Below are 18,089 nucleotides of genomic sequence, written 5' to 3'. Positions count from 1 at the left end.
CGTTTACTCCGCGGCTTGGTAATAATGCGGCACAGGGTAGGCCGCTTTGATCATAACACCCACAAGCATTGAATAGGCCTCAATCCAAGCCGTTTTCGCCTCTGGCGTAAAGGCATCACCCAATGCACGATCCAGTGTGCGTAGCAAACCGGTGCCGAAAACATCGTAATCGCCCGGATTTACGCCGCATTTTGCATGGTGCACCGCAACTGTCCGCGCCATTGGCCAGATTGCCTGCGGTGTGGAAAGATTGGCGACGACATGGCCGATCGCACGCATCAATTGCTGTCCTTGATGGGCCATATCCAAGCCGGTGAACATGGGTTTCAGCTTAGGGGAATGGGTGAACAGATCGGCATATAAGACGGTCGCAACAGTATCCGACATCGGCTGGATACGGCGGAAACTGTCTTGCACATGCGCGATCTGTTCAGGGGTCATCAGGCCGCGTCCTTTTTGGGCGCGCCGTGTTCATATTCTTCCAAGAAGTCCAGAACCTCTTGCCGGTAATGATAGTAATCGGGGTGGTCCAACAGCGCCTTGCGGGTGCGCGGGCGCGGCAATTTCACATCGGTGATTTTGCCGATTGTTGCCTGCGGACCATTGGTCATCATCACAACACGGTCGGCCAGCAGGATCGCCTCATCCACATCATGGGTGACGCAGATCGCGGTGACTTTGGTGCGCGACCACACTTCCATCAGCACTTCTTGCAATTCCCACCGGGTCAGGCTGTCCAGCATCCCAAAGGGTTCATCCAGCAAAAGCAGCTTGGGCGACAGGGCAAAGGCGCGCGCGATACCAACCCGCTGCTTCATGCCGTTCGACATTGAGGACGCCGCCTTATCCATGCTATCGGCAAGACCCACGCGTTCCAGATAATATTCCACGACATCTTCGCGTTCCGCCTGCGACGCTTTGGGATAGACCTTATCCACACCAATGGCCACGTTTTGCTTGGCGGTCAGCCATGGGAACAGGTTGGGTGACTGGAACACCACAGCGCGTTCAGGATCTGCGCCCTCAACGTGGATGCCATCCAGCTTGATCGCCCCTTTTGAGATAGGGTTCAGACCCGCGCACATCGTCAAAACGGTGGATTTCCCGCAGCCAGAATGCCCAATAAGCGAGATGAACTCACCTTTCTGGATATCCAGGTTCACATCCTCAACCACGGTCAGCGGGCCTTTGGGCGTGGGATAGATTTTATGCAACTGCGAGAATTGCAGGTATTTTTCGTCATTCAGGCTGCGGCCCGCGTCTTCATAGGCGGTGGGCAAGGCGTGGCGCGGGGTAACATTGGGCAGCAGGCGGGTGCCTTCTGCCTTACCGGTGATACCCACATCCATCAGATATTTCGTCACAGCCGAGCGCAGGCTGATGAAATCCGGGTTGTCGTTAAAGCCAGAGCGATCGCGCGGCCGGGGCAAGTTGACATCAAACACCTGACCCAATGTGCCATCTGGGTTCAGGCAGGCGATGCGGTCGGCCAGCACCAAGGCCTCATCCACGTCATTGGTGATCAAGATCGCGGTGCGGCGGTCTGCTTCCCAGATCTGTTCGATCTCGGCGGCGACATTGCCACGGGTCAACGCGTCCAACGCCGACAGGGGTTCATCCATCAGCAGGACTTCGGGTTGCATCGCAAGCGCACGAGCCACCGACACCCGCTGGCGCATTCCCCCTGACAGTTCAGAGGGGCGGCGATCGACGGCATGGCCAAGGCCCACCAATCGGATCGCATCGTCCACAATCGCCTGACGGTCCGCCTTGGATTTCTTCAGATGGACCGAGTTCACGGCAAGTTCGATATTGCCGCGCACTGTCAGCCACGGCATCAGCGCATAGCTTTGGAACACCAGCCCACGTTCGGGGCCGGGACCGGTCACGGGTTGGCCCTTAAACAGGACTTTCCCGCTGCTGGGCATTTCCAGACCGGCAATCAGGTTCACCAGCGTCGTTTTGCCAGTGCCGGAGAAGCCAAGGATCACAAGGAACTCGCCCTCATTCACCTGCAAAGAGACGTTCTTTAGAACATGGGTGGCGTCATCGCCGTCGCCGAAGCTTTTGGAGACATTCTTCAGTTCAATGAATGACATGTCGATCACCGATTGTTCGAGAAGGTAAACAGCGACTGCAGGGCGAACATCACGCGGTCCAATAAGAAGCCGATAATCCCGATGGTAAAGACGGCCACCATGATCCGTGCCAGCGATTGCGACGACCCGTTTTGGAACTCATCCCAGACGAATTTGCCAAGGCCGGGGTTCTGCGCCAGCATTTCTGCCGCGATCAGCACCATCCAACCCACACCCAACGACAAGCGCAGACCGGTAAAGATCAGTGGCAAGGCCGAGGGCAGAACCAGCTTGGTGATTTTGGTATAGGTGTTCATTTTCAGAACCTTGGACACGTTGACCAGATCTTTGTCGATGCTGGCCACACCCAGGGCAGTGTTGATCAATGTTGGCCATAGCGAACACAGGGTCACGGTAATGGCCGAGATCAGGAAAGATTTCGAGAACATGCTATCGGACGCCACAACCGCCGAAACGATCATCGTCACAATCGGCAACCATGCCAGCGGCGACACGGGTTTGAAAATCTGGACCAACGGGTTGATGGCTGCATTGGCCGTGGGCGACAAACCGGCGACAATTCCCAGTGGCACAGCAATGACGGTGCCGATCAAGAAGCCAAAGAACACGGTCTGAATCGAGGTCCAGATTTGCCCGTAATAGGTCGGCTTGCCGACATAGGGGCGCTCGCGCGGCTCTTTGCCAGCGGCGATCAGCTTTTCGTTCATGACCTCAAGGCGGGCGTTATATTCTGCCTCTTTTTGATGCTCTGCCATCACATCTGCATTGAGAGATTCAAATTGTTCCCAGACCTGCGCTGGGCCGGGGATGGCACCAAGCGAGGTTTGGACCTTGGGCGCCAGTGCGGACCACGCCATCAGGAAAAGGCAGATCGCGACCAATGGCACGCCCAGCAACCGCCAGACCTCTTTGCCCTGTGTGCGTGGATTGTCCCCGGCCAAAAGGCGCAGGATCGGTGTCACCCAGGGCAGGCCCAGAACCTTTAGCCAACCATCGGCTTTGGTGATACGGGCAAAACGTCTGGAGCGCGCTGCTTCGCGCGCCTTGGCTTGTTCGCTAATCGTTGCGGCGGAATCTATCGCGGTCATGGGGTTAAGTCCTGGCTGGTAAGGGGGCTTGGGCAAGGCCGGTTGGGAAGGGGGCGGAAATGGAACAGGGTGGGAGGAGTTCGGACGAGCGCACAGGGGGCCGGCGCCCGTCCGATCAAGATCAGTTGGCGATGACTGCGCCGCCTTCGACAACTTCACCCGATTTCAGGCCGATGGTCAGGCCGTCGATATAGGCGTTGGGCTGTTTCGCGTCATAGGCAATGCCGTCGATGATATCTGCCGCCGGGGTCGGTTCACGGTAGCCATCTTCGTCAAAGTCGAACTGGTCTGCGGGCAATGTGCCATCGTCGATCAGCGATTGCGCGGCAGCTTTCCACAGATCCGGGCGATAAACCGATTTCGCGGTTTCATCATACCATGCGTCGGTCTGTGTTTCGGCCAGCTGACCCCAACGGCGCATCTGGGTCAGATACCATACCGCATCTGAATAATACGGGTAGGTCGCGTTGTAGCGGAAGAACACGTTGAAATCAGGCACTTCGCGAACGTCGCCGGGCTCATATTCAAATGTTCCGGTCATAGATGCGGCGATCACCTCTGCGTCGGCGCCGACATATTCAGGGCGCGACAGGATCTCAACGGCCTCTTGGCGGTTGGCGTTATCATCTGCGTCCAGCCATTCCGCAGCGCGGATCAGGGCGCGGGTCAATGCCAGCGTGGTGTTGGGGTTTTCATCCGCAAATTCAGCCGTGATACCGAAGACTTTCTCCGGGTTGTTTTTCCAGATTTCGTAGTCGGTTACGACGGCAACGCCGATCCCCTTTGCGACGGCTTGCTGGTTCCACGGTTCACCCACGCAATAGCCATAGATCGTGCCAGCTTCCAATGTTGCGGGCATCTGCGGCGGAGGTGTCACAGACAAAAGCGCATCTGCGGCGATTTGACCGGTCACGTCATCGGGGCTGTAAAGGCCGGGGTTGATCCCACCGGCAGCCAGCCAGTAGCGCAGTTCATAGTTATGGGTCGACACCGGGAACACCATGCCCATGTTGAACGGCAGGCCTTCGTTTTTGAACTGCTCAACAACAGGTTTCAACGCCGAGGCCGAGATCGGATGAACTGGTTTCCCATCGGCATCTTTTTCAATATGCGGCAGCATCATTTCCCAGATTTCATTGGAAACGGTAATGCCGTTGCCGTTCAAATCCATCGAAAACGGCGTGACTATGTGGGCTTCGGTGCCGTAGCCAATGGTGGCTGCGATCGGCTGGCCTGCCAACATATGCGCGCCGTCCAATTCGCCAGAAATCACGCCATCCAACAGCACTTTCCAATTCGCCTGCGCTTCCAGCTCGACGAACAGACCTTCGTCCATGAAGAAGCCTTTTTCATAGGCGATGGCCAAGGGCGCCATGTCGGTCAATTTGATAAAGCCGAATTTCAGCTCGTCTTTTTCAAGATCAAGCATCTGGGCCATAGCCGGGGAGGCCAGTAGCGTTGTTGCGGCAAGTAGGCTTGCAATACGTTTCATCTTTAGTCCCTCGTTCTGTTGGAAATACCCGCGACGGACCTGTTGACCGGTCTTCACTGTGCGGGAGGGGTGGAAATGCAAAAAACCGCCCAATCAGTCACCGCGGGAGGAGGAGCGGTAACGGATCGAACGGCTTTGTTCGCTTTGGTGCCCCCCGTCATCGGGAAGCGACTGCGCGGTAGGCATCGTTGCCAGTGCGCTTACCTAGTGAATGCCTCAGGCTGGGGATTCGCGCAAAGCGCTTGTGTAAATCGACATGCCAAAAAGCATGAAGTTTACAACCTGCCATATTTTTCCGCTGAATTTACCCGGAATTGGTCGCATCTGGGTCGAAAACTTGGCCATCATAGAACCGATCAGGCAAAAGAATCGTCTTTCCCTGATCTGACGCCACGGCAGTTGGAACCGAAAGCGCCCCTTCCACCTTACCAGATGCGCCGGGCAAATCTGCGCCGATACCGCGTAAATGAAAGCGATACAGATCTGGCCGGAAGGTCGCCGCGGCCTTTTGCGCCGAAATGATCGGGTCCAGACCGTGGCGTTGGGCCAGTCGCATTCCGATCCAAGCCGCCTGTGATCGCCACGGAAAGGTGGCCGCCCCGCGAAAGAATTCGATCATATAGCTGGTGGCCTGTTCCTGGCCTTGCAAAGAGGTCAGCATCCGGCCTGTCATCGCGCGGTCAATTACCTCGGCCGTGATCGGCAGCTTATCCGATAAGATATCCGACGCCAGCTCGCGGTTGCGGTCGGTGCCCAGCCAACGACAGCTGCGCCAGATCATCCGCATCAAGCGTCCGGCGATATCAGGATTGTCTTCGGCCCAGCCCTGACGGACGGTGAGCGCCTTTTCCGGCGCAAAGCCCCAGATCGCCGTTCCGGGCAGCAACAGATGCGCCAAGCCGCGATCCACCGCAGCCGAGCCCCATGGCTCTCCAACGCAAAACGCGTCAATCTCACCGGCATCGAGCGCATCGGGCATCAATGGCGGCGGAACCGTGCGAATTTCAAGGTTCTCGGGCAAGGGCAGGCCCAAATGGGTCAGCCAGTAATCGACCAGCTCGGCATGGGTGGAAAAGGGAAAAGGCACGCCGATGCGCAGGGTTTTACCGCAGGCGCGCAATAAGGCAGCACCCGCCTTACGGGCATCACGGAAATCAAATTCATAGCCGTCATTTTGCATCCGCGCGGCCAGCCGCTGCGATACGCCGATGACATTGCCGTTCATATTCAGGATTTGCAGCGCCTCAAATCGGGCGGGCATCCCCCCCAATCCAAGGGCAGAGGCAACGGGAACAGGCACCAGCATCTGCGCGCCATCCACAACACCCATCGCCAACATATCGCGCAGCGCGGACCATGAGGCGGCGGGTCTCAGCTCTAACGAAATACCTTCGCGTTTGGCGAAGCCAAGGCTTTGGGCAATAAGAAACGGTGCGGCATCTACCAATGGAAGATACCCAAGGCGCAGGGGAGCTGGCTTCATTTCAAAAGCTCCGATGCGGTCACGAGCGCCTGCGCGACATCGGCCATTTTCTTGCCTTGCGCCATCGCTGTTTTGCGCAGCAGGCCATAGGCCTCTTCTTCATCGATATTGCGCGCGCGCATTAACAGTCCCTTGGCGCGGTCAATGACCTTTCGTTCCTCTAGGGCGCGGCGTGTCGCGCTTAGTTCAGCACGCATTTTCTGCACCATCTGAAACCGCACGATCGCCGCCTCTAGGATCGGCTTGATACGTTCTTGGCGAAGCCCATCGACCACATAGGCCGACACGCCCGCGCTGATCGCGGCTTCTGTCATGTTGCTTTCGGATTTGTCGACAAACATCGCCACGGGCCGATCCATCGGCCCGGTCGCCAGCGTCAGCTCTTCAAGATAATCGCGGGACGGGCTTTCGAGCGCGATCAAAACCATATCGGGATGGCAATCCGCGATCTTGCGCGCCAATCCCCGATCTTGCGAGATGATTGTGACCTCGGACGCGCCCGCGCCACGCAGACCTTCTTCGATCATCTGCGCGCGTTCAGGGTCTTTTTCGACAACGACAATATGAAGGTTCATGCTTTGCTCTGCCTTTCGCACCGCAGCCCTGATGTGAAAGTCGCGCTTTTGCAACGGCTTGGCGATAGGGAAGCGGCGTAGATTTGTGCTCTTATGCGGATGGCGCATGTTTTTCGGACGAAGCGCACAAAAAATGTGCGCATAGCGGAGCCTGTTCTTCGGAAATCCGGGTTGCACCAGACGCTTGGCAGGTTATTTGTCTTTTACAAAGGGGATGCGCAATGCGGGACAGCGAGAAAATCGACAAAGCCATTGGTCGTGCCGAAGCAATAGAATCTGGGCACAGTGCCGATGTCACCGACCCAAAGGCGCTGCGATCTGCCTTGGGGCGTTTTGCAACCGGGGTCACGGTCGTGACGGCGACGCAGGCGGATGGCACACCTGTTGGCATTACCGCCAACAGTTTTGCATCCGTGTCGCTGGATCCGCCGCTTGTGCTGTGGTCTGCAGCGCGTTCTTCCATGAGGCATGCGCATTTTACCGCCGCTCCGGCGTTTTCAGTGCATATCCTTGGCGCCGATCAAACGGATCTGGCGATGCATTTTACCAAGAACGGATCGCGGTTTGATGGGTTGGATTATCAGCTTAATGCTGAAGGTGTGCCGATCTTGGCCGGGGCGATCGCCCGGTTTGAGTGCGCGACAGACGTGATGCATGAGGGCGGCGACCATACAATTATCATTGGGCGTGTTCTGCGTTTTACGGCGACGACCGGTGCGCCAATGCTGTTTTGCGACGGTGCTTTCGGCCAGTTCACCAAGGGCCCGTGACCGCGCTATGATGGGCTGATGCCTGATGGATCAAATATAGGGACGCCGGGGTGCGCAGATGCGGCCCCGGCGTTTTGCGTTGCCTATCTTAGCTAAGCGATGCGATGGCGCGGGCCAAATCTGCGACTGCTTGGCTTTGGGCGCGGGCAATTTGCGCAGGATCCTGGGTCGGCTGGCCATCCGCCCCCAGTACCGGAACGGCGATGGAAAAGGGGCGGACCACATCGCCGCCATTGGCAGAGAAACTGGCGGGCGACACGATATACACGCCGCTTAGATGCACCATCCCATCTGCTGCTGCTACGAATTTCTCTACCCGAACTTCAACCCGGCGCTGCGGCTCTGCGGCCAGCGGCCATGGCTCGGCCAAAACAGTGGCGCCAGACAATTGCGTGATCTGTCGCGCCAGCACCAGCGTCATGGCCCGGGCAGGATCATCTGCCCAGATATTATCGGGCGTGGAACGCAGCGCGCCATCCGCCGTCTGGAAGGTGATTTCCTGACCCGAGGCATAGTCGGGCAAGGACACATCACGCAGCTCGGCGCGCCCCAGACGGTTTGCAAGCCGCTCTGTCGGGGCGGGGGGATCAAGCGTGTAGCGCGCCGTATCCAGCGGGTCAGAACAGGCCGCCAGAAGCAGCAGGCCAAGGGTAGAAATTGCGAGTTTCCGCATCATATCGTCCTCTCCTCAGCGCCCGGTAATAAAGGCACGGGGGTTACGTTCGATCATCCGGGCAAGAGAGCCAACGGCGTCGATGGTTTTGCGCAGATCGCGCATTGTTTGCGTGATCTCTGCGTTGAAGTTGGACCGGTCGCCATAGGATACGACCAGACCCTGTGCCTGTGTCACCAATCGCTCCAGCTCTCGGGTCAGGTTTGGCAAACGATCCGAGGCCTGAGCAATGGAGCCCGCCGCATCTTGCGTGGCCAGCAGTGTATCATTGAGCTTTTGCGCCGCGCCACCTTCGCGCAGATCCCGCAGCAGCCCAGCAGTTTGTTCCAGCGTATCCGACAAGGCACGCGGCAGTTTCTCGGCATCCTCAGAGCCAAGCATCCGGCGCAGGTCTTGTAGGATCAGATCGACCTGACCGCCGATTTCACCCATTGGCAATTCGGCAAATGTCTGTGCGGCCTGATCCGCCGAAGAAATCATCGAATCCAATCCGGTGATCTGTTCCAAGACAGAATTGGCCGCTGCGGTGACTTCATCAATCGCATCAACGGTTTTCTCGGCCGCGCCACGGGTGTTAAGCCCGTCGATCAGCGTGCGAATTTCCGAAAGGGTTCCGGCCAGTTCTTGTGGGATTTCGCGCGTGCCTTCCGATTCTGCCACAGCAGAGACGGAGTCGAACATCCGTGTGGCCGAGGTCAGCAATTCTTCAATTGGCAGGCTTTCGATCCGGGTGAATACGCCTTTTGCGCTATCGGCCAGATCACTGGTTGCAGGTGGCGCTGTGGGTATGGTGGGATAGGGTTCTGCGTCCAGTTTCATTTCTGCGGCGGGTTGATCGGGGACATCGGTCAGTTCCACAATCAAGGTTTGGCCCAATAGGCCGACGCCAGCGATACGGGCGCGCAGACCGGAGTCGACTTCGGATTGCAAGAAATCAGTCACGATTGCGCTGTCTGTGTCGCGCTGGAGCCCCATCCGCTCTGGTGAGAGAGAGATAACGACCTGCTGACGGGCAAAGCGTTCGCCTTGGCTATCTTCGTCGACTTTGATCGACAGGTCGGTGACTTCGCCTGCCTCGACACCGCGGAATTGCACCTTGGTGCCGCGTTCAATCCCTTGAATCGGGTCATCAAACAGCAGCGTGTAGCGGGCGGGTTCAAAGAATTCGCCACCAAAGATAGAGTTCTTGGCCGTGTCTTCATCCGCATACAATTGATAAGGGAAGCCGTTCTGGATGAAGCTGCCACCGGTGGCCAGCGTGTCAAATTCGACCCCGCCTTGGATGACCGACGCCAGCGATCGCATGTTCAGCGACACGCCAGATGCGCCCAAAGACACCGAGATCCCGGAGGCATCCCAAAACCGCGTCGTCGTGGTCAGGCGGGAATTGTAGGGCTCGTTGATGAAGGCATCAATCAGCACGCCGCTTCCGCCTTCGTCCAGGCGCAGGTTTTGGATCTTACCAACCGCAAGGCCGCGATACATCACCGGGGCACCTTCGGCCAACCCCCCCGCATCGCGGGCGCGTAGTACGACTTGCGTGCCTTTACTGGGATCGGCTGTGATTGGCGTTCTGTCCAGCCCTTCATAGACCGATTTCATATCGCCCTGGACATTACTGTCCCACCAGCCTTCGATAAACGTGCCCGACAGCACGGTATCAAGCCGCGAGATCCCCTGGACGGTGACCTCGGGGCGGACCAGCCAGAAACGCGCATCATCATCAATATAGCCTGCGACATCTTTATCGACCCGCACACCCACGCGCACCGATTGCAAATCCGGGCTGAAACCGATGGTTTCCACCGTGCCAACGGTAACATCACGGTATTTCATCGTAGTTTCACCGGCTTTCAGGCCGGTGGCGTCTTCGAATTGGATTTCAACCAGAACGCCCCGATCAGAATAGCCTTTCCAGGCCACGCCCAGCACGACGATCAAGGCGAAAAGCGGAACGACCCAGATCACCGACAGGCGCGTCCACATCGGGCGCGTCGGTTCGGCGGTTTGCAGGTCAGCGGGCTGAGGAGTGTCAGTCATGGGGGGGTGAACTCACCTTTGGGCCACGCCAGATCAGGCGCGGGTCGAAGCTTTGTGCAGAAATCATCGTGAATGCAACTGACAGCGCGAAGGCAGCTGCCGCGGGGCCGGGGTGGATCGAAGCAATCGCCCCCAGCTGCACAAGTGCCGATAGAATGGCGACGACGAACACGTCCACCATCGACCATCGACCAACGAATTCTACGATTTCATAGATGACAAGATGCGGATGACCGCCGGCGCGTTTGTCCTTGCCAACGACAAGGGCCAGATAAGCTACGGCAATGAATTTGGCGATCGGAATACAGATTGAGGCGACAAAGACGATCAGCGCGATACCATAATTATGATGCCCTACCAGATCGATCACGCCACCCATAATCGTGCTGTTGCTTTCACTGCCTAACATATTGGTGCGTAGCATCGGGTAGGCATTTGCCGGGATATAGCAAAACAGCCCGGCCCACCAACAGGCCCAGACCCGCTGCAGTGACGCAGTGGACACCGGCTGCAAATGCGCGCCGCATCGGCCGCATTGTGTGCTGTCTTTGGGCCATACTTTCCCACATTGCCGGCAGCCAGTAAGCCCGGCGTCATGCGCGGTCAGATAGGCTTTTTCGTGGCGATGGCGTCCCATATGGTCCAGCTGCTCATGTAAGAATTTTTAAGGGCGGTCACGATAATCAGGGCACAAAATGCCCAGAATGCGGGACCAAGCGATACATGGGCCAACCCGGCCACTTTGACCAGAGCAACCGCAGTGCCGATGATAAAGATCTCAGCCATGGCCCAAGGCTGCATTTCTTCTGTCAGGCGAAACACCGTGCGGGCGTGGCGATAGGCAGGGCGGCCGTGGGTCAGTGGCCACAGCACATAGATCAGCGCGGCAAAACGGACGGCGGGCAGCCCCACAATCATTGCAAGCACGCCGATGGACAGCGGCAGCAACAACCCATCGGAAAAGGCCATCGCCGCTTGAAACACCGAACTGGCGTTGCTGAAACCTTGCGCATCAATTTTCAAAAACGGGAAGAAAATGGCGCCTGCCATCAAAATCATTGCCGTAAAGGACAGTGCAATGACATGGATGAACGATCGGGCGCGTGGCGCAATCAATAACGTATCGCATCGCGCACAGCGTGCGCGCTCGGTCGCGGCAAGGTGCTTGCTGTGATGCAGCGTGTCGCAATGGGGGCAAGCCAGATAGGCGGCAGGATCGAGCGTTGTGTTCATCGCCAGAACTTAGATCAAACCACGGCGCAAACAAGCGTCAGTGTTAAAATTCAGTCGAATTTTACCCTTTAAGGACAAATTAAATCGCTCCTGTTAGCCATACCTATGGGTGAGATGAATTTCGGCGGGGTTTGCTATGGCTGAAGAGCTAGCACCAATTATTATCAAGAAAAAGAAAGTCATTGCGGGCGGTGGCCATCACGGTGGTGCCTGGAAGGTGGCTTATGCAGATTTCGTGACCGCCATGATGGCATTCTTTCTGCTGATGTGGCTGTTGAACGCGACAACAGAAAAGCAGCGCAAAGGCATTGCGGATTACTTCAGCCCGACGATTCCGGTCAATCGTATTTCTGGCGGTGGCGATGGGGCATTCGGGGGTGATTCTGTCTTCTCGGAAGATGAGATCGCGCAAAGCGGCACCGGGGCATCTATGAAGGTTCCGACGGAGGGACGGCAAGCCCGTGGGCAAAATGGCACTGAGGAAGCGGATGATGCCGAAGAAAGCGGTGAATTCGATCAGATGGCGCGCGAAATTGAAGAGGCGCTGATGGGACGTGGAGGCGAATCGATGGTGTCAGATCAATTGGCTCGTCATATTTTGACCCGTGTGACGGATGAGGGTCTGATTGTTGAATTCTTTGATCTTGATGATGAGCCCTTATTTGCCGCCGAATCTTCCACGCCCGAGCCGGTTTTGTCCGATATAGTCGATATGCTGACCCGGGTTTTTGGGTTGGTCGATAATGAAGTTGCGCTGAATGGGTTCACGCGGGCGTATCCCGAAATGCTGCGCGAAAATCCGGTATGGGATCTGTCCACCGAGCGGGTGCAGGTTGTGCGGAAAATGCTGCAAGAATCGGGTCTGAATAAGGCCAGAATTCAACGTGTTACCGGCTACGCGGATCGTAAACCAGCGTCTCCGCTGCCAATGTCCGTGCGCAACAATCGACTGGAGTTGATTTTGCTGCGCGCGGATCGCTGATTCCCATCGCGCACCACAATTTTTGCGATGTTGACTTAATCGTGCGGGCGCTTCACGGCGCCCGTTTTAGTTATTCAACGATAGGTTGCGCCCGATCTTATAGGATCGCGGACGCCCCACGATTTTACCGCGCTATGTCAAATGGCCATTGCGCGTTTGTGAGGGATTTAAGCGAAAGATTTTAGTCGTTAGGGCCATGTTAAGTGAGTGTGCGCCATATTGCCTGTGAATAAACGACACGCAGCATCAGAAAGGCGCAAAAATGTCGATTTCCTCCTCGCTAAATGCCGGGGTTGCCGGTTTGGCAGCAAACTCAGTAAAATTGTCAGCCATTTCCGACAACATCGCCAACTCAAGCACCTATGGCTATAAAAGGGCCAATACGGAGTTTGACAGCCTTGTTATATCACAGACCAAAGGGTCTTATTCTGCTGGCGGCGTCATTGCGAATACCAGCCGTCTCGTGTCTGATTCTGGCACGCTTGTCAGTAGTAGCAACGCACTGGATCTTGCAGTGTCTGGCCGGGGGTTTTTACCCGTCACATCTGCCACCGCCGTTGATAATGAAACATCAGATCAGCCGCTGATGATGACAACGACAGGCGCGTTCCGCACCGATGCGGATGGCGTGCTGCGCACGGAATCGGGTTTGGTTCTGCTGGGCTGGCCGGCAAGTGCCGATGGGACAATCCCTGTGTATCCACGCGATTCGACGGCGGGATTGCAGCCAATAGTGATCAATCCAAACCAAACCGCCGGTGACCCCACAACCGAGATGAGCCTGGGCGTGAACCTGCCTGCGGTGGATACGGCCTATGATGCCACGGGTGAAAGCCTGCCATTGTCGGTGGAGTATTTTGGTAACCTTGGTACATCCGAGACACTTGCAATAACCTTCACCCCATCTATCCCGACGACTGGATCGTCCAATGAGTGGACGATAGAGCTCCGGGATTCTGCGATCGACACCACGTCTGATCCTGACGCAAATATCATTGGCACCTATACGCTGACTTTTGATGAGACACGCGAAAATGGCGGCACGTTGGCCGATGTTGTGCGGACCTCAACCAATGGGACCGATTGGGATGCCTCTACCGGTATTATAACAGTTGAGGTTGAAGGCGGACCGATTGAGGTGAACCTGGGCCGGCAGTTTGACACCAATGGTCTGACACAGCTGTCTGACAGTTTCTCACCCTCGGCCGTGACGCGCGATGGATCGCCGGTGGGCAGCTTGACCACCGTAGAAGTTGATGCAGATGGTTTCGTGAAGGCGACCTATGACACTGGATTCGTTCGCACGATTTATCAAATTCCGATGGTTGACGTACCTAACGCCAATGGTTTGACCGCGATGGACAGCCAGACATTCCAAGTGTCCGGGTCTTCGGGCAGTTTCTTCTTGTGGGACGCAGGTGAAGGTCCAACAGGATCCATCGAAGGCTACGCACGTCAGGGGTCATCCGTGGATGTTGCGCAGGAATTGACGGATCTGATCCAAACACAACGCGCCTATTCGTCGAACGCCAAGGTCATCCAGACGGTCGATGAAATGCTGCAAGAAACGACAAACATCAAACGCTGATCGCGGAAACGCGCTCCCATCCGGAGGATAAGATATGTCTATTTCCGCTGCTTTGAGCTCGGCCCTCTCGGGTTTGACTGCTTCGTCCCGGATGGCGCAGGTCACGTCGTCCAATGTCGCAAACGCGATGACCGAAGGGTATGGTCGTCGCGAAGTGTCTCTTTCTGCAAAGTCGTTGGGGGGGACAGGTGTCGGCGTTGAGATTGATGGTGTGACACGTCAAGTGAACGAGACGGTGATCCAAGATCGCCGTCTCGCAGATGCGGAAGCAGGTCATGCCAGTCTTCTAAGCACTTTCTACAACGATATGGAGGCGATGGTTGGAAATCCGGAAGATCCGACCTCTTTATCGGCAAAAATGGCTAATTTTGATGCTGCGCTGATTGAGGCATCCAGCTCGCCTGATAGCTCTGTCAGGCTGGCATCGGTTGTCACCTCGGCGAATAATATCACATCGCATATCAATGACGCGTCGCAGCAAATCAATGCGGCACGTCTGACCGCTGATAGCACGATTGCGTCAGAGGTAGAGCGGCTGAATATGACGCTGCAACAGGTTGATGACATCAATGAACAGATCCTGCGGCAGGCGGCATCTGGTAATGATTCCAGCGCTTTGCTGGATAAACGGCAAGTGTTGATTGACCAGGTTGCAGAGTTTGTGCCGATCAAAACATATGTGCGCGATAACGACCAGCTTGCGATCTACACAACCAGCGGGGCGATGCTGCTGGATGGCACCGTTGCTGAAATTGGGTTTGAGGCAGCAGGCCAGATGGCACCGCATTTCTCCGTGGCGAACGGTCAACTGTCCACGTTGACGTTGAATGGTGAAGCGGTTTCCTCCGGTGATCGCGGATTGTTCGGCGGCGGCTCCTTAGGGGCGTTATTCGAAATTCGGGACACTTTGGCGCCGGCCGCACAGGAGCAGCTTGATGCCGTTGCGCGGGACTTGATAACGCGCTTTGAAGATAGCTCCGTTGACAGCACATGGACAGTTGGGGCTGCGGGCTTCTTCACTGATGCCGGATCTGCATTTGATGCCACTTTAGAGCAGGGACTTGCCAGCCGGATCTCGGTGAATTCTGCGGTGGATCCTAAAGACGGAGGGGATTTGTGGCGGCTCCGTGATGGTATTTACGCCACATCACAAGGGGCTGTTGGAAACTCTGCGATGCTTACGTCGATGAGTGAGGCGATGAGCGAAGCACTTGCTCCGGCTTCTGGCGATTTTGGATCGACTGTGCGCAGTGCTTTCGGCTTGGTATCCGATCTTGTCTCTGGCTTTTCAACCAAGCGGCAATCCGCAGAGCTGGTCGAAAGTTACGCAACTGCAAAGCAAAGCACATTGACCCAAACAGAGCTTTCTTACGGCGTCGACACCGATCAGGAGCTGCAAGCGCTTCTTTTGATTGAACAATCTTACGCGGCAAATGCGCGTGTGATGCAAACGCTAGATTCACTCATCCAACGCCTATTGGAGATCTGATATGACATATTTATCCACCGGCGACATGGCTCAGTTCTACATGCTGCGCAAACATAATGCGGGCTTGAAGCAGACGTTGAATACGATGTCGAATGAGGTAACTACAGGCGTCAAATCCGATATAGGCGCGGCTGTGGGCGGGGATTATACGCAGCTAATGTCGATCAATAGAAGCCTTACAACGATCGAGTCCTTCAACCTGACGACCGTGGAGGCGGCGCTTACGGCGTCTACGATGCAGACCTCATTTGAACAGCTTCAAAGCCTCGCGGAAGAAATTGGACCTAATCTTCTGACCTTCGACGGGGTTCCTGATCGCGTGGGGCTTTCGACGGTGACGGCGGATGCCAAGGTTCGGCTGCAATCCGCCATCAGTGCTTTGAATTCGTCCGTCGCAGGACGGTATGCATTTTCTGGTATGGCGACCGATTCCCCCTCAGTCGTTTCTGCGGATGAATTGATAAGCCAAGTGCAGGCAGCCGTTGGCGGCGACACCACCGCAGCTGGAATTATGGCCGCAGTTAATGCGTATTTCGACGCGCCCGCTGGTGGGGGAGGGTATCTTGATACAGCCTATTTGGGCGACACCCGGGCACGCGGGGCGATCCAAATTGCGGATGGCGAAACCGCTGAATTTACAATGACAGCGCAGGATGAGGCCATCCGGCGTGCGCTTAAAGGATTCGTGGTTGCGGAAATTGCAGCAGACCAGGCTGGGGTGCTTTCCTTGGAAACACGCGCCGAACTCGTTGGCGAGGCTGGCAGTATTCTTACCACTGTAGGTGTTGATTTGGCCGCGAAGCGAGGGGAGCTTGGCACAATTGAGAACCTCATTGACGATGCGCAAACCAGAAACTCTTCTGAAGCCACAAGCCTAAAAATTGCTAGGAATGAACTCGTCGCAGTCGATCAATATGAATCGGCAACGGCTTTGGCTGCGGCGCAAACACAACTTGAAGCGCTTTACACGATCACTGCCCGTCTCTCAGGGCTTTCCTTGGTGGACTATATCTGATGCGATTAATCTGGGCGGTTTTAATTCTTCTCTTGCCTTCTTTTGCTCTGTCTTCACCTATCCGGATTAAGGATTTGGTGGAATTCGATGGCGTAAGGGGGAACGATTTACTCGGGTACGGTTTGGTCGTTGGGCTAAACGGAACGGGTGACGGGTTGCGCAATGCCCCGTTTACCGAAGAAATCATGACAAATATCCTAGAGCGCCTTGGCGTTAACGTTACCGGCGAAAATTTTCAGCCCAAGAACGTGGCTGCCGTGATTGTCACGTCGACATTACCGCCCTTCGCGCGCGCCGGAAGCACGATTGACGTATCCGTCTCAGCGATCGGAGATGCGTCGAGCTTGCTGGGCGGTACGCTGATTATGACACCATTGAAGGCAGCCGATGGCGAAATCTACGCTGTATCGCAAGGGATGATTATTGCAGGTGGCGCAGTTGCCGAAGGCGCGGCGGCGACGGTTACACAAGGGGTGCCAACGTCGGGGTCGATCCCAAATGGTGCGCGGATCGAACGCGAAATTGATTTTTCCTTTAATTCACTCAACCAAGTGCGTCTTGCACTGCGAAGCCCGGATTTTACGACTGCCAGCAGAATTGAGAATGTCATTAATACGGCGTTTGGAAGTCGAATTGCACTAATGGAAGATTCAGGAACTGTTACCGTTAACGCCCAATCGGCAGGTCAAAGATCCACTGCCCATTTAATGAGTCGGCTTGAAAACTTGGAAGTGGAGCCTGAACAGAGGGCAAGGGTCGTTGTTGACCAAAGATCGGGCACGATCGTAATGGGCGAAAACGTTCGTATCTCGCGTGTCGCGATCAGCCAGGGCAATCTGACATTGCGCGTTCAAGAGGCACCGATTGTTGTGCAACCTAACCCGTTTTCTGAAGGAGAAACTGTTGTCGTGCCTCGTAGCGCAGCGGAGATTACCGAGGAGCCGGGCATCCAGATGGCGGAAGTTCCAAGCGGAAATTCTCTCTCAGAGGTCGTGGCAGGTTTAAATGCTCTTGGGGTTAGCCCGCGAGACATGATTGATATTTTGAAAAGTATTAATACGGCGGGCGCCTTACACGCTGAGTTTGTCGTGAATTGAAGTATGCATGCCATGCTCGGCTCTACTGAATCGCCGCGGGTTTACCGGAGACCTATAGCTTCATTTCACGCGACCATATCGAGCACGTCGCGCTGTGCATAGAAGTTCTGTTGAGCCTCTGCTGGCGGTATGTTTCCGATAGGGCCGAGCAAGCGCCGGTGATTAAACCAATCGACCCAGCCGAGCGTCGCCATTTCCAGATCCTGCATGTTGCGCCATGGACCCTGGCGATGGACCAGTTCGGTTTTGTAGAGACCGTTTATCGTCTCCGCGAGGGCTTTGTCATAGGAGTCTCCCACGCTGCCGACCGATGGCTCGATGCCAGCTTCGGCCAGACGCTCGGTATAGCGAATGGATAAATATTGCCCGCCGCGGTCCGAGTGGTGCACCAAGCCGCTTTTCTGGACCGGCCGCCGATCATGCAGGGCCTGTTCAAGAGCATCGAGAACAAAGTCTGTCTTGGCC

Annotated in this window: 17 protein-coding genes; 6 read left to right on the top strand and 11 right to left on the bottom strand. The window is 56.1% G+C overall.

Annotation, left to right across the window (positions count from 1 at the left end):
• Nucleotides 1–3 precede the first annotated feature (3 nt).
• The 6 genes from BFP70_RS09485 to BFP70_RS09460 all read right to left on the bottom strand — a co-directional run bounded on the left by BFP70_RS09485 (nucleotide 4) and on the right by BFP70_RS09460 (nucleotide 6,737).
• Complete coding sequence (locus BFP70_RS09485; protein ID WP_066011245.1) at nucleotides 4–441, bottom strand: globin domain-containing protein; 438 nt, start codon at nucleotides 439–441, stop codon at nucleotides 4–6.
• Nucleotides 441–2,099 carry an ABC transporter ATP-binding protein gene (locus BFP70_RS09480; RefSeq protein ID WP_066011243.1) on the bottom strand — a complete coding sequence of 553 codons (1,659 nt, stop codon included), beginning with the start codon at nucleotides 2,097–2,099 and terminating at the stop codon, nucleotides 441–443. Before BFP70_RS09480 ends, BFP70_RS09485 begins: the two co-directional genes overlap by 1 nt.
• 5 nt (nucleotides 2,100–2,104) lie before the next feature.
• On the bottom strand, nucleotides 2,105–3,187 hold the full coding sequence (locus BFP70_RS09475) for an ABC transporter permease (RefSeq protein ID WP_066011241.1): 1,083 nt from the start codon (nucleotides 3,185–3,187) through the stop codon (nucleotides 2,105–2,107).
• Between the two features lie 121 nt (nucleotides 3,188–3,308).
• Nucleotides 3,309–4,679 carry a CmpA/NrtA family ABC transporter substrate-binding protein gene (locus BFP70_RS09470; protein WP_066011239.1) on the bottom strand — a complete coding sequence of 457 codons (1,371 nt, stop codon included), beginning with the start codon at nucleotides 4,677–4,679 and terminating at the stop codon, nucleotides 3,309–3,311.
• A 304-nt stretch (nucleotides 4,680–4,983) separates the two neighbouring features.
• On the bottom strand, nucleotides 4,984–6,162 hold the full coding sequence (locus BFP70_RS09465) for a CmpA/NrtA family ABC transporter substrate-binding protein (RefSeq protein ID WP_066011237.1): 1,179 nt from the start codon (nucleotides 6,160–6,162) through the stop codon (nucleotides 4,984–4,986).
• Nucleotides 6,159–6,737 carry an ANTAR domain-containing response regulator gene (locus BFP70_RS09460; RefSeq protein ID WP_066011235.1) on the bottom strand — a complete coding sequence of 193 codons (579 nt, stop codon included), beginning with the start codon at nucleotides 6,735–6,737 and terminating at the stop codon, nucleotides 6,159–6,161. Before BFP70_RS09460 ends, BFP70_RS09465 begins: the two co-directional genes overlap by 4 nt.
• Nucleotides 6,738–6,958: 221 nt before the next feature.
• Between BFP70_RS09460 and BFP70_RS09455 the strand changes: the two genes are divergently transcribed.
• The gene (locus tag BFP70_RS09455; protein WP_083217430.1) at nucleotides 6,959–7,507 is read left to right on the top strand and encodes a flavin reductase family protein; all 549 of its coding nucleotides are present in this window, start codon (nucleotides 6,959–6,961) and stop codon (nucleotides 7,505–7,507) included.
• Nucleotides 7,508–7,595: 88 nt separating this feature from the next.
• Here the strand turns inward: BFP70_RS09455 and BFP70_RS09450 are convergent, their stop codons facing one another.
• From BFP70_RS09450 to BFP70_RS09435, 4 genes are read right to left on the bottom strand one after another with little or no spacing between them, the layout of a single operon-like run.
• Nucleotides 7,596–8,183, bottom strand: a complete 588-nt coding sequence (locus tag BFP70_RS09450; protein ID WP_083217429.1) for a membrane integrity-associated transporter subunit PqiC — start codon at nucleotides 8,181–8,183, stop codon at nucleotides 7,596–7,598.
• 12 nt (nucleotides 8,184–8,195) lie between these two features.
• Entirely contained in the window at nucleotides 8,196–10,220 is a 2,025-nt protein-coding gene (locus BFP70_RS09445) for an intermembrane transport protein PqiB (RefSeq protein ID WP_066011232.1), read from the bottom strand.
• Nucleotides 10,213–10,857 (bottom strand): paraquat-inducible protein A, encoded by a 645-nt coding sequence (locus tag BFP70_RS09440; RefSeq protein WP_066011231.1) that lies wholly within the window; start codon nucleotides 10,855–10,857, stop codon nucleotides 10,213–10,215. Before BFP70_RS09440 ends, BFP70_RS09445 begins: the two co-directional genes overlap by 8 nt.
• Nucleotides 10,824–11,453, bottom strand: coding sequence for a paraquat-inducible protein A (locus tag BFP70_RS09435; RefSeq protein ID WP_066011227.1), 630 nt, complete (start codon nucleotides 11,451–11,453; stop codon nucleotides 10,824–10,826). Before BFP70_RS09435 ends, BFP70_RS09440 begins: the two co-directional genes overlap by 34 nt.
• Nucleotides 11,454–11,589: 136 nt before the next feature.
• Between BFP70_RS09435 and BFP70_RS09430 the strand changes: the two genes are divergently transcribed.
• From BFP70_RS09430 to BFP70_RS09410, 5 genes are all read left to right on the top strand, one after another.
• Entirely contained in the window at nucleotides 11,590–12,435 is an 846-nt protein-coding gene (locus tag BFP70_RS09430; RefSeq protein WP_066011225.1) for a flagellar motor protein MotB, read from the top strand.
• A gap of 262 nt (nucleotides 12,436–12,697) precedes the next feature.
• On the top strand, nucleotides 12,698–14,023 hold the full coding sequence (locus tag BFP70_RS09425; RefSeq protein ID WP_066011223.1) for a flagellar hook protein FlgE: 1,326 nt from the start codon (nucleotides 12,698–12,700) through the stop codon (nucleotides 14,021–14,023).
• Nucleotides 14,024–14,057: 34 nt separating this feature from the next.
• Nucleotides 14,058–15,512 carry a flagellar hook-associated protein FlgK gene (flgK, locus tag BFP70_RS09420; protein ID WP_066011217.1) on the top strand — a complete coding sequence of 485 codons (1,455 nt, stop codon included), beginning with the start codon at nucleotides 14,058–14,060 and terminating at the stop codon, nucleotides 15,510–15,512.
• Between the two features lies 1 nt (nucleotide 15,513).
• Nucleotides 15,514–16,527 (top strand): flagellin, encoded by a 1,014-nt coding sequence (locus tag BFP70_RS09415; RefSeq protein WP_066011215.1) that lies wholly within the window; start codon nucleotides 15,514–15,516, stop codon nucleotides 16,525–16,527.
• The gene (locus tag BFP70_RS09410) at nucleotides 16,527–17,624 is read left to right on the top strand and encodes a flagellar basal body P-ring protein FlgI (protein WP_066011213.1); all 1,098 of its coding nucleotides are present in this window, start codon (nucleotides 16,527–16,529) and stop codon (nucleotides 17,622–17,624) included. Before BFP70_RS09415 ends, BFP70_RS09410 begins: the two co-directional genes overlap by 1 nt.
• A 65-nt stretch (nucleotides 17,625–17,689) precedes the next feature.
• Here the strand turns inward: BFP70_RS09410 and BFP70_RS09405 are convergent.
• On the bottom strand, nucleotides 17,690–18,089 hold a 400-nt coding region (locus BFP70_RS09405; RefSeq protein WP_141693158.1), incomplete at its 5' end, for an integrase core domain-containing protein.

Source organism: Thioclava sp. SK-1, assembly GCF_001705665.1.
Classification (GTDB): Bacteria; Pseudomonadota; Alphaproteobacteria; order Rhodobacterales; family Rhodobacteraceae; genus Thioclava.
Note: the sequence above shows the minus strand (reverse complement) of the source record. Positions and strands in the feature narration are given on the sequence as shown.

Excerpts from the sequence above, each read along its gene's own strand:
- BFP70_RS09430 (WP_066011225.1), top strand. The coding sequence starts at position 11,590 with ATGGCTGAAGAGCTAGCACCAATTATTATCAAGAAAAAGAAAGTCATT.
- BFP70_RS09485 (WP_066011245.1), bottom strand. The coding sequence starts at position 441 with ATGACCCCTGAACAGATCGCGCATGTGCAAGACAGTTTCCGCCGTATC.
- flgK (WP_066011217.1), top strand. The coding sequence starts at position 14,058 with ATGTCTATTTCCGCTGCTTTGAGCTCGGCCCTCTCGGGTTTGACTGCT.
- BFP70_RS09445 (WP_066011232.1), bottom strand. The coding sequence starts at position 10,220 with ATGACTGACACTCCTCAGCCCGCTGACCTGCAAACCGCCGAACCGACG.
- BFP70_RS09480 (WP_066011243.1), bottom strand. The coding sequence starts at position 2,099 with ATGTCATTCATTGAACTGAAGAATGTCTCCAAAAGCTTCGGCGACGGC.
- BFP70_RS09450 (WP_083217429.1), bottom strand. The coding sequence starts at position 8,183 with ATGATGCGGAAACTCGCAATTTCTACCCTTGGCCTGCTGCTTCTGGCG.
- BFP70_RS09415 (WP_066011215.1), top strand. The coding sequence starts at position 15,514 with ATGACATATTTATCCACCGGCGACATGGCTCAGTTCTACATGCTGCGC.
- BFP70_RS09435 (WP_066011227.1), bottom strand. The coding sequence starts at position 11,453 with ATGAACACAACGCTCGATCCTGCCGCCTATCTGGCTTGCCCCCATTGC.
- BFP70_RS09455 (WP_083217430.1), top strand. The coding sequence starts at position 6,959 with ATGCGGGACAGCGAGAAAATCGACAAAGCCATTGGTCGTGCCGAAGCA.
- BFP70_RS09465 (WP_066011237.1), bottom strand. The coding sequence starts at position 6,162 with ATGAAGCCAGCTCCCCTGCGCCTTGGGTATCTTCCATTGGTAGATGCC.
- BFP70_RS09425 (WP_066011223.1), top strand. The coding sequence starts at position 12,698 with ATGTCGATTTCCTCCTCGCTAAATGCCGGGGTTGCCGGTTTGGCAGCA.
- BFP70_RS09460 (WP_066011235.1), bottom strand. The coding sequence starts at position 6,737 with ATGAACCTTCATATTGTCGTTGTCGAAAAAGACCCTGAACGCGCGCAG.
- BFP70_RS09410 (WP_066011213.1), top strand. The coding sequence starts at position 16,527 with ATGCGATTAATCTGGGCGGTTTTAATTCTTCTCTTGCCTTCTTTTGCT.
- BFP70_RS09470 (WP_066011239.1), bottom strand. The coding sequence starts at position 4,679 with ATGAAACGTATTGCAAGCCTACTTGCCGCAACAACGCTACTGGCCTCC.
- BFP70_RS09475 (WP_066011241.1), bottom strand. The coding sequence starts at position 3,187 with ATGACCGCGATAGATTCCGCCGCAACGATTAGCGAACAAGCCAAGGCG.
- BFP70_RS09440 (WP_066011231.1), bottom strand. The coding sequence starts at position 10,857 with ATGGGACGCCATCGCCACGAAAAAGCCTATCTGACCGCGCATGACGCC.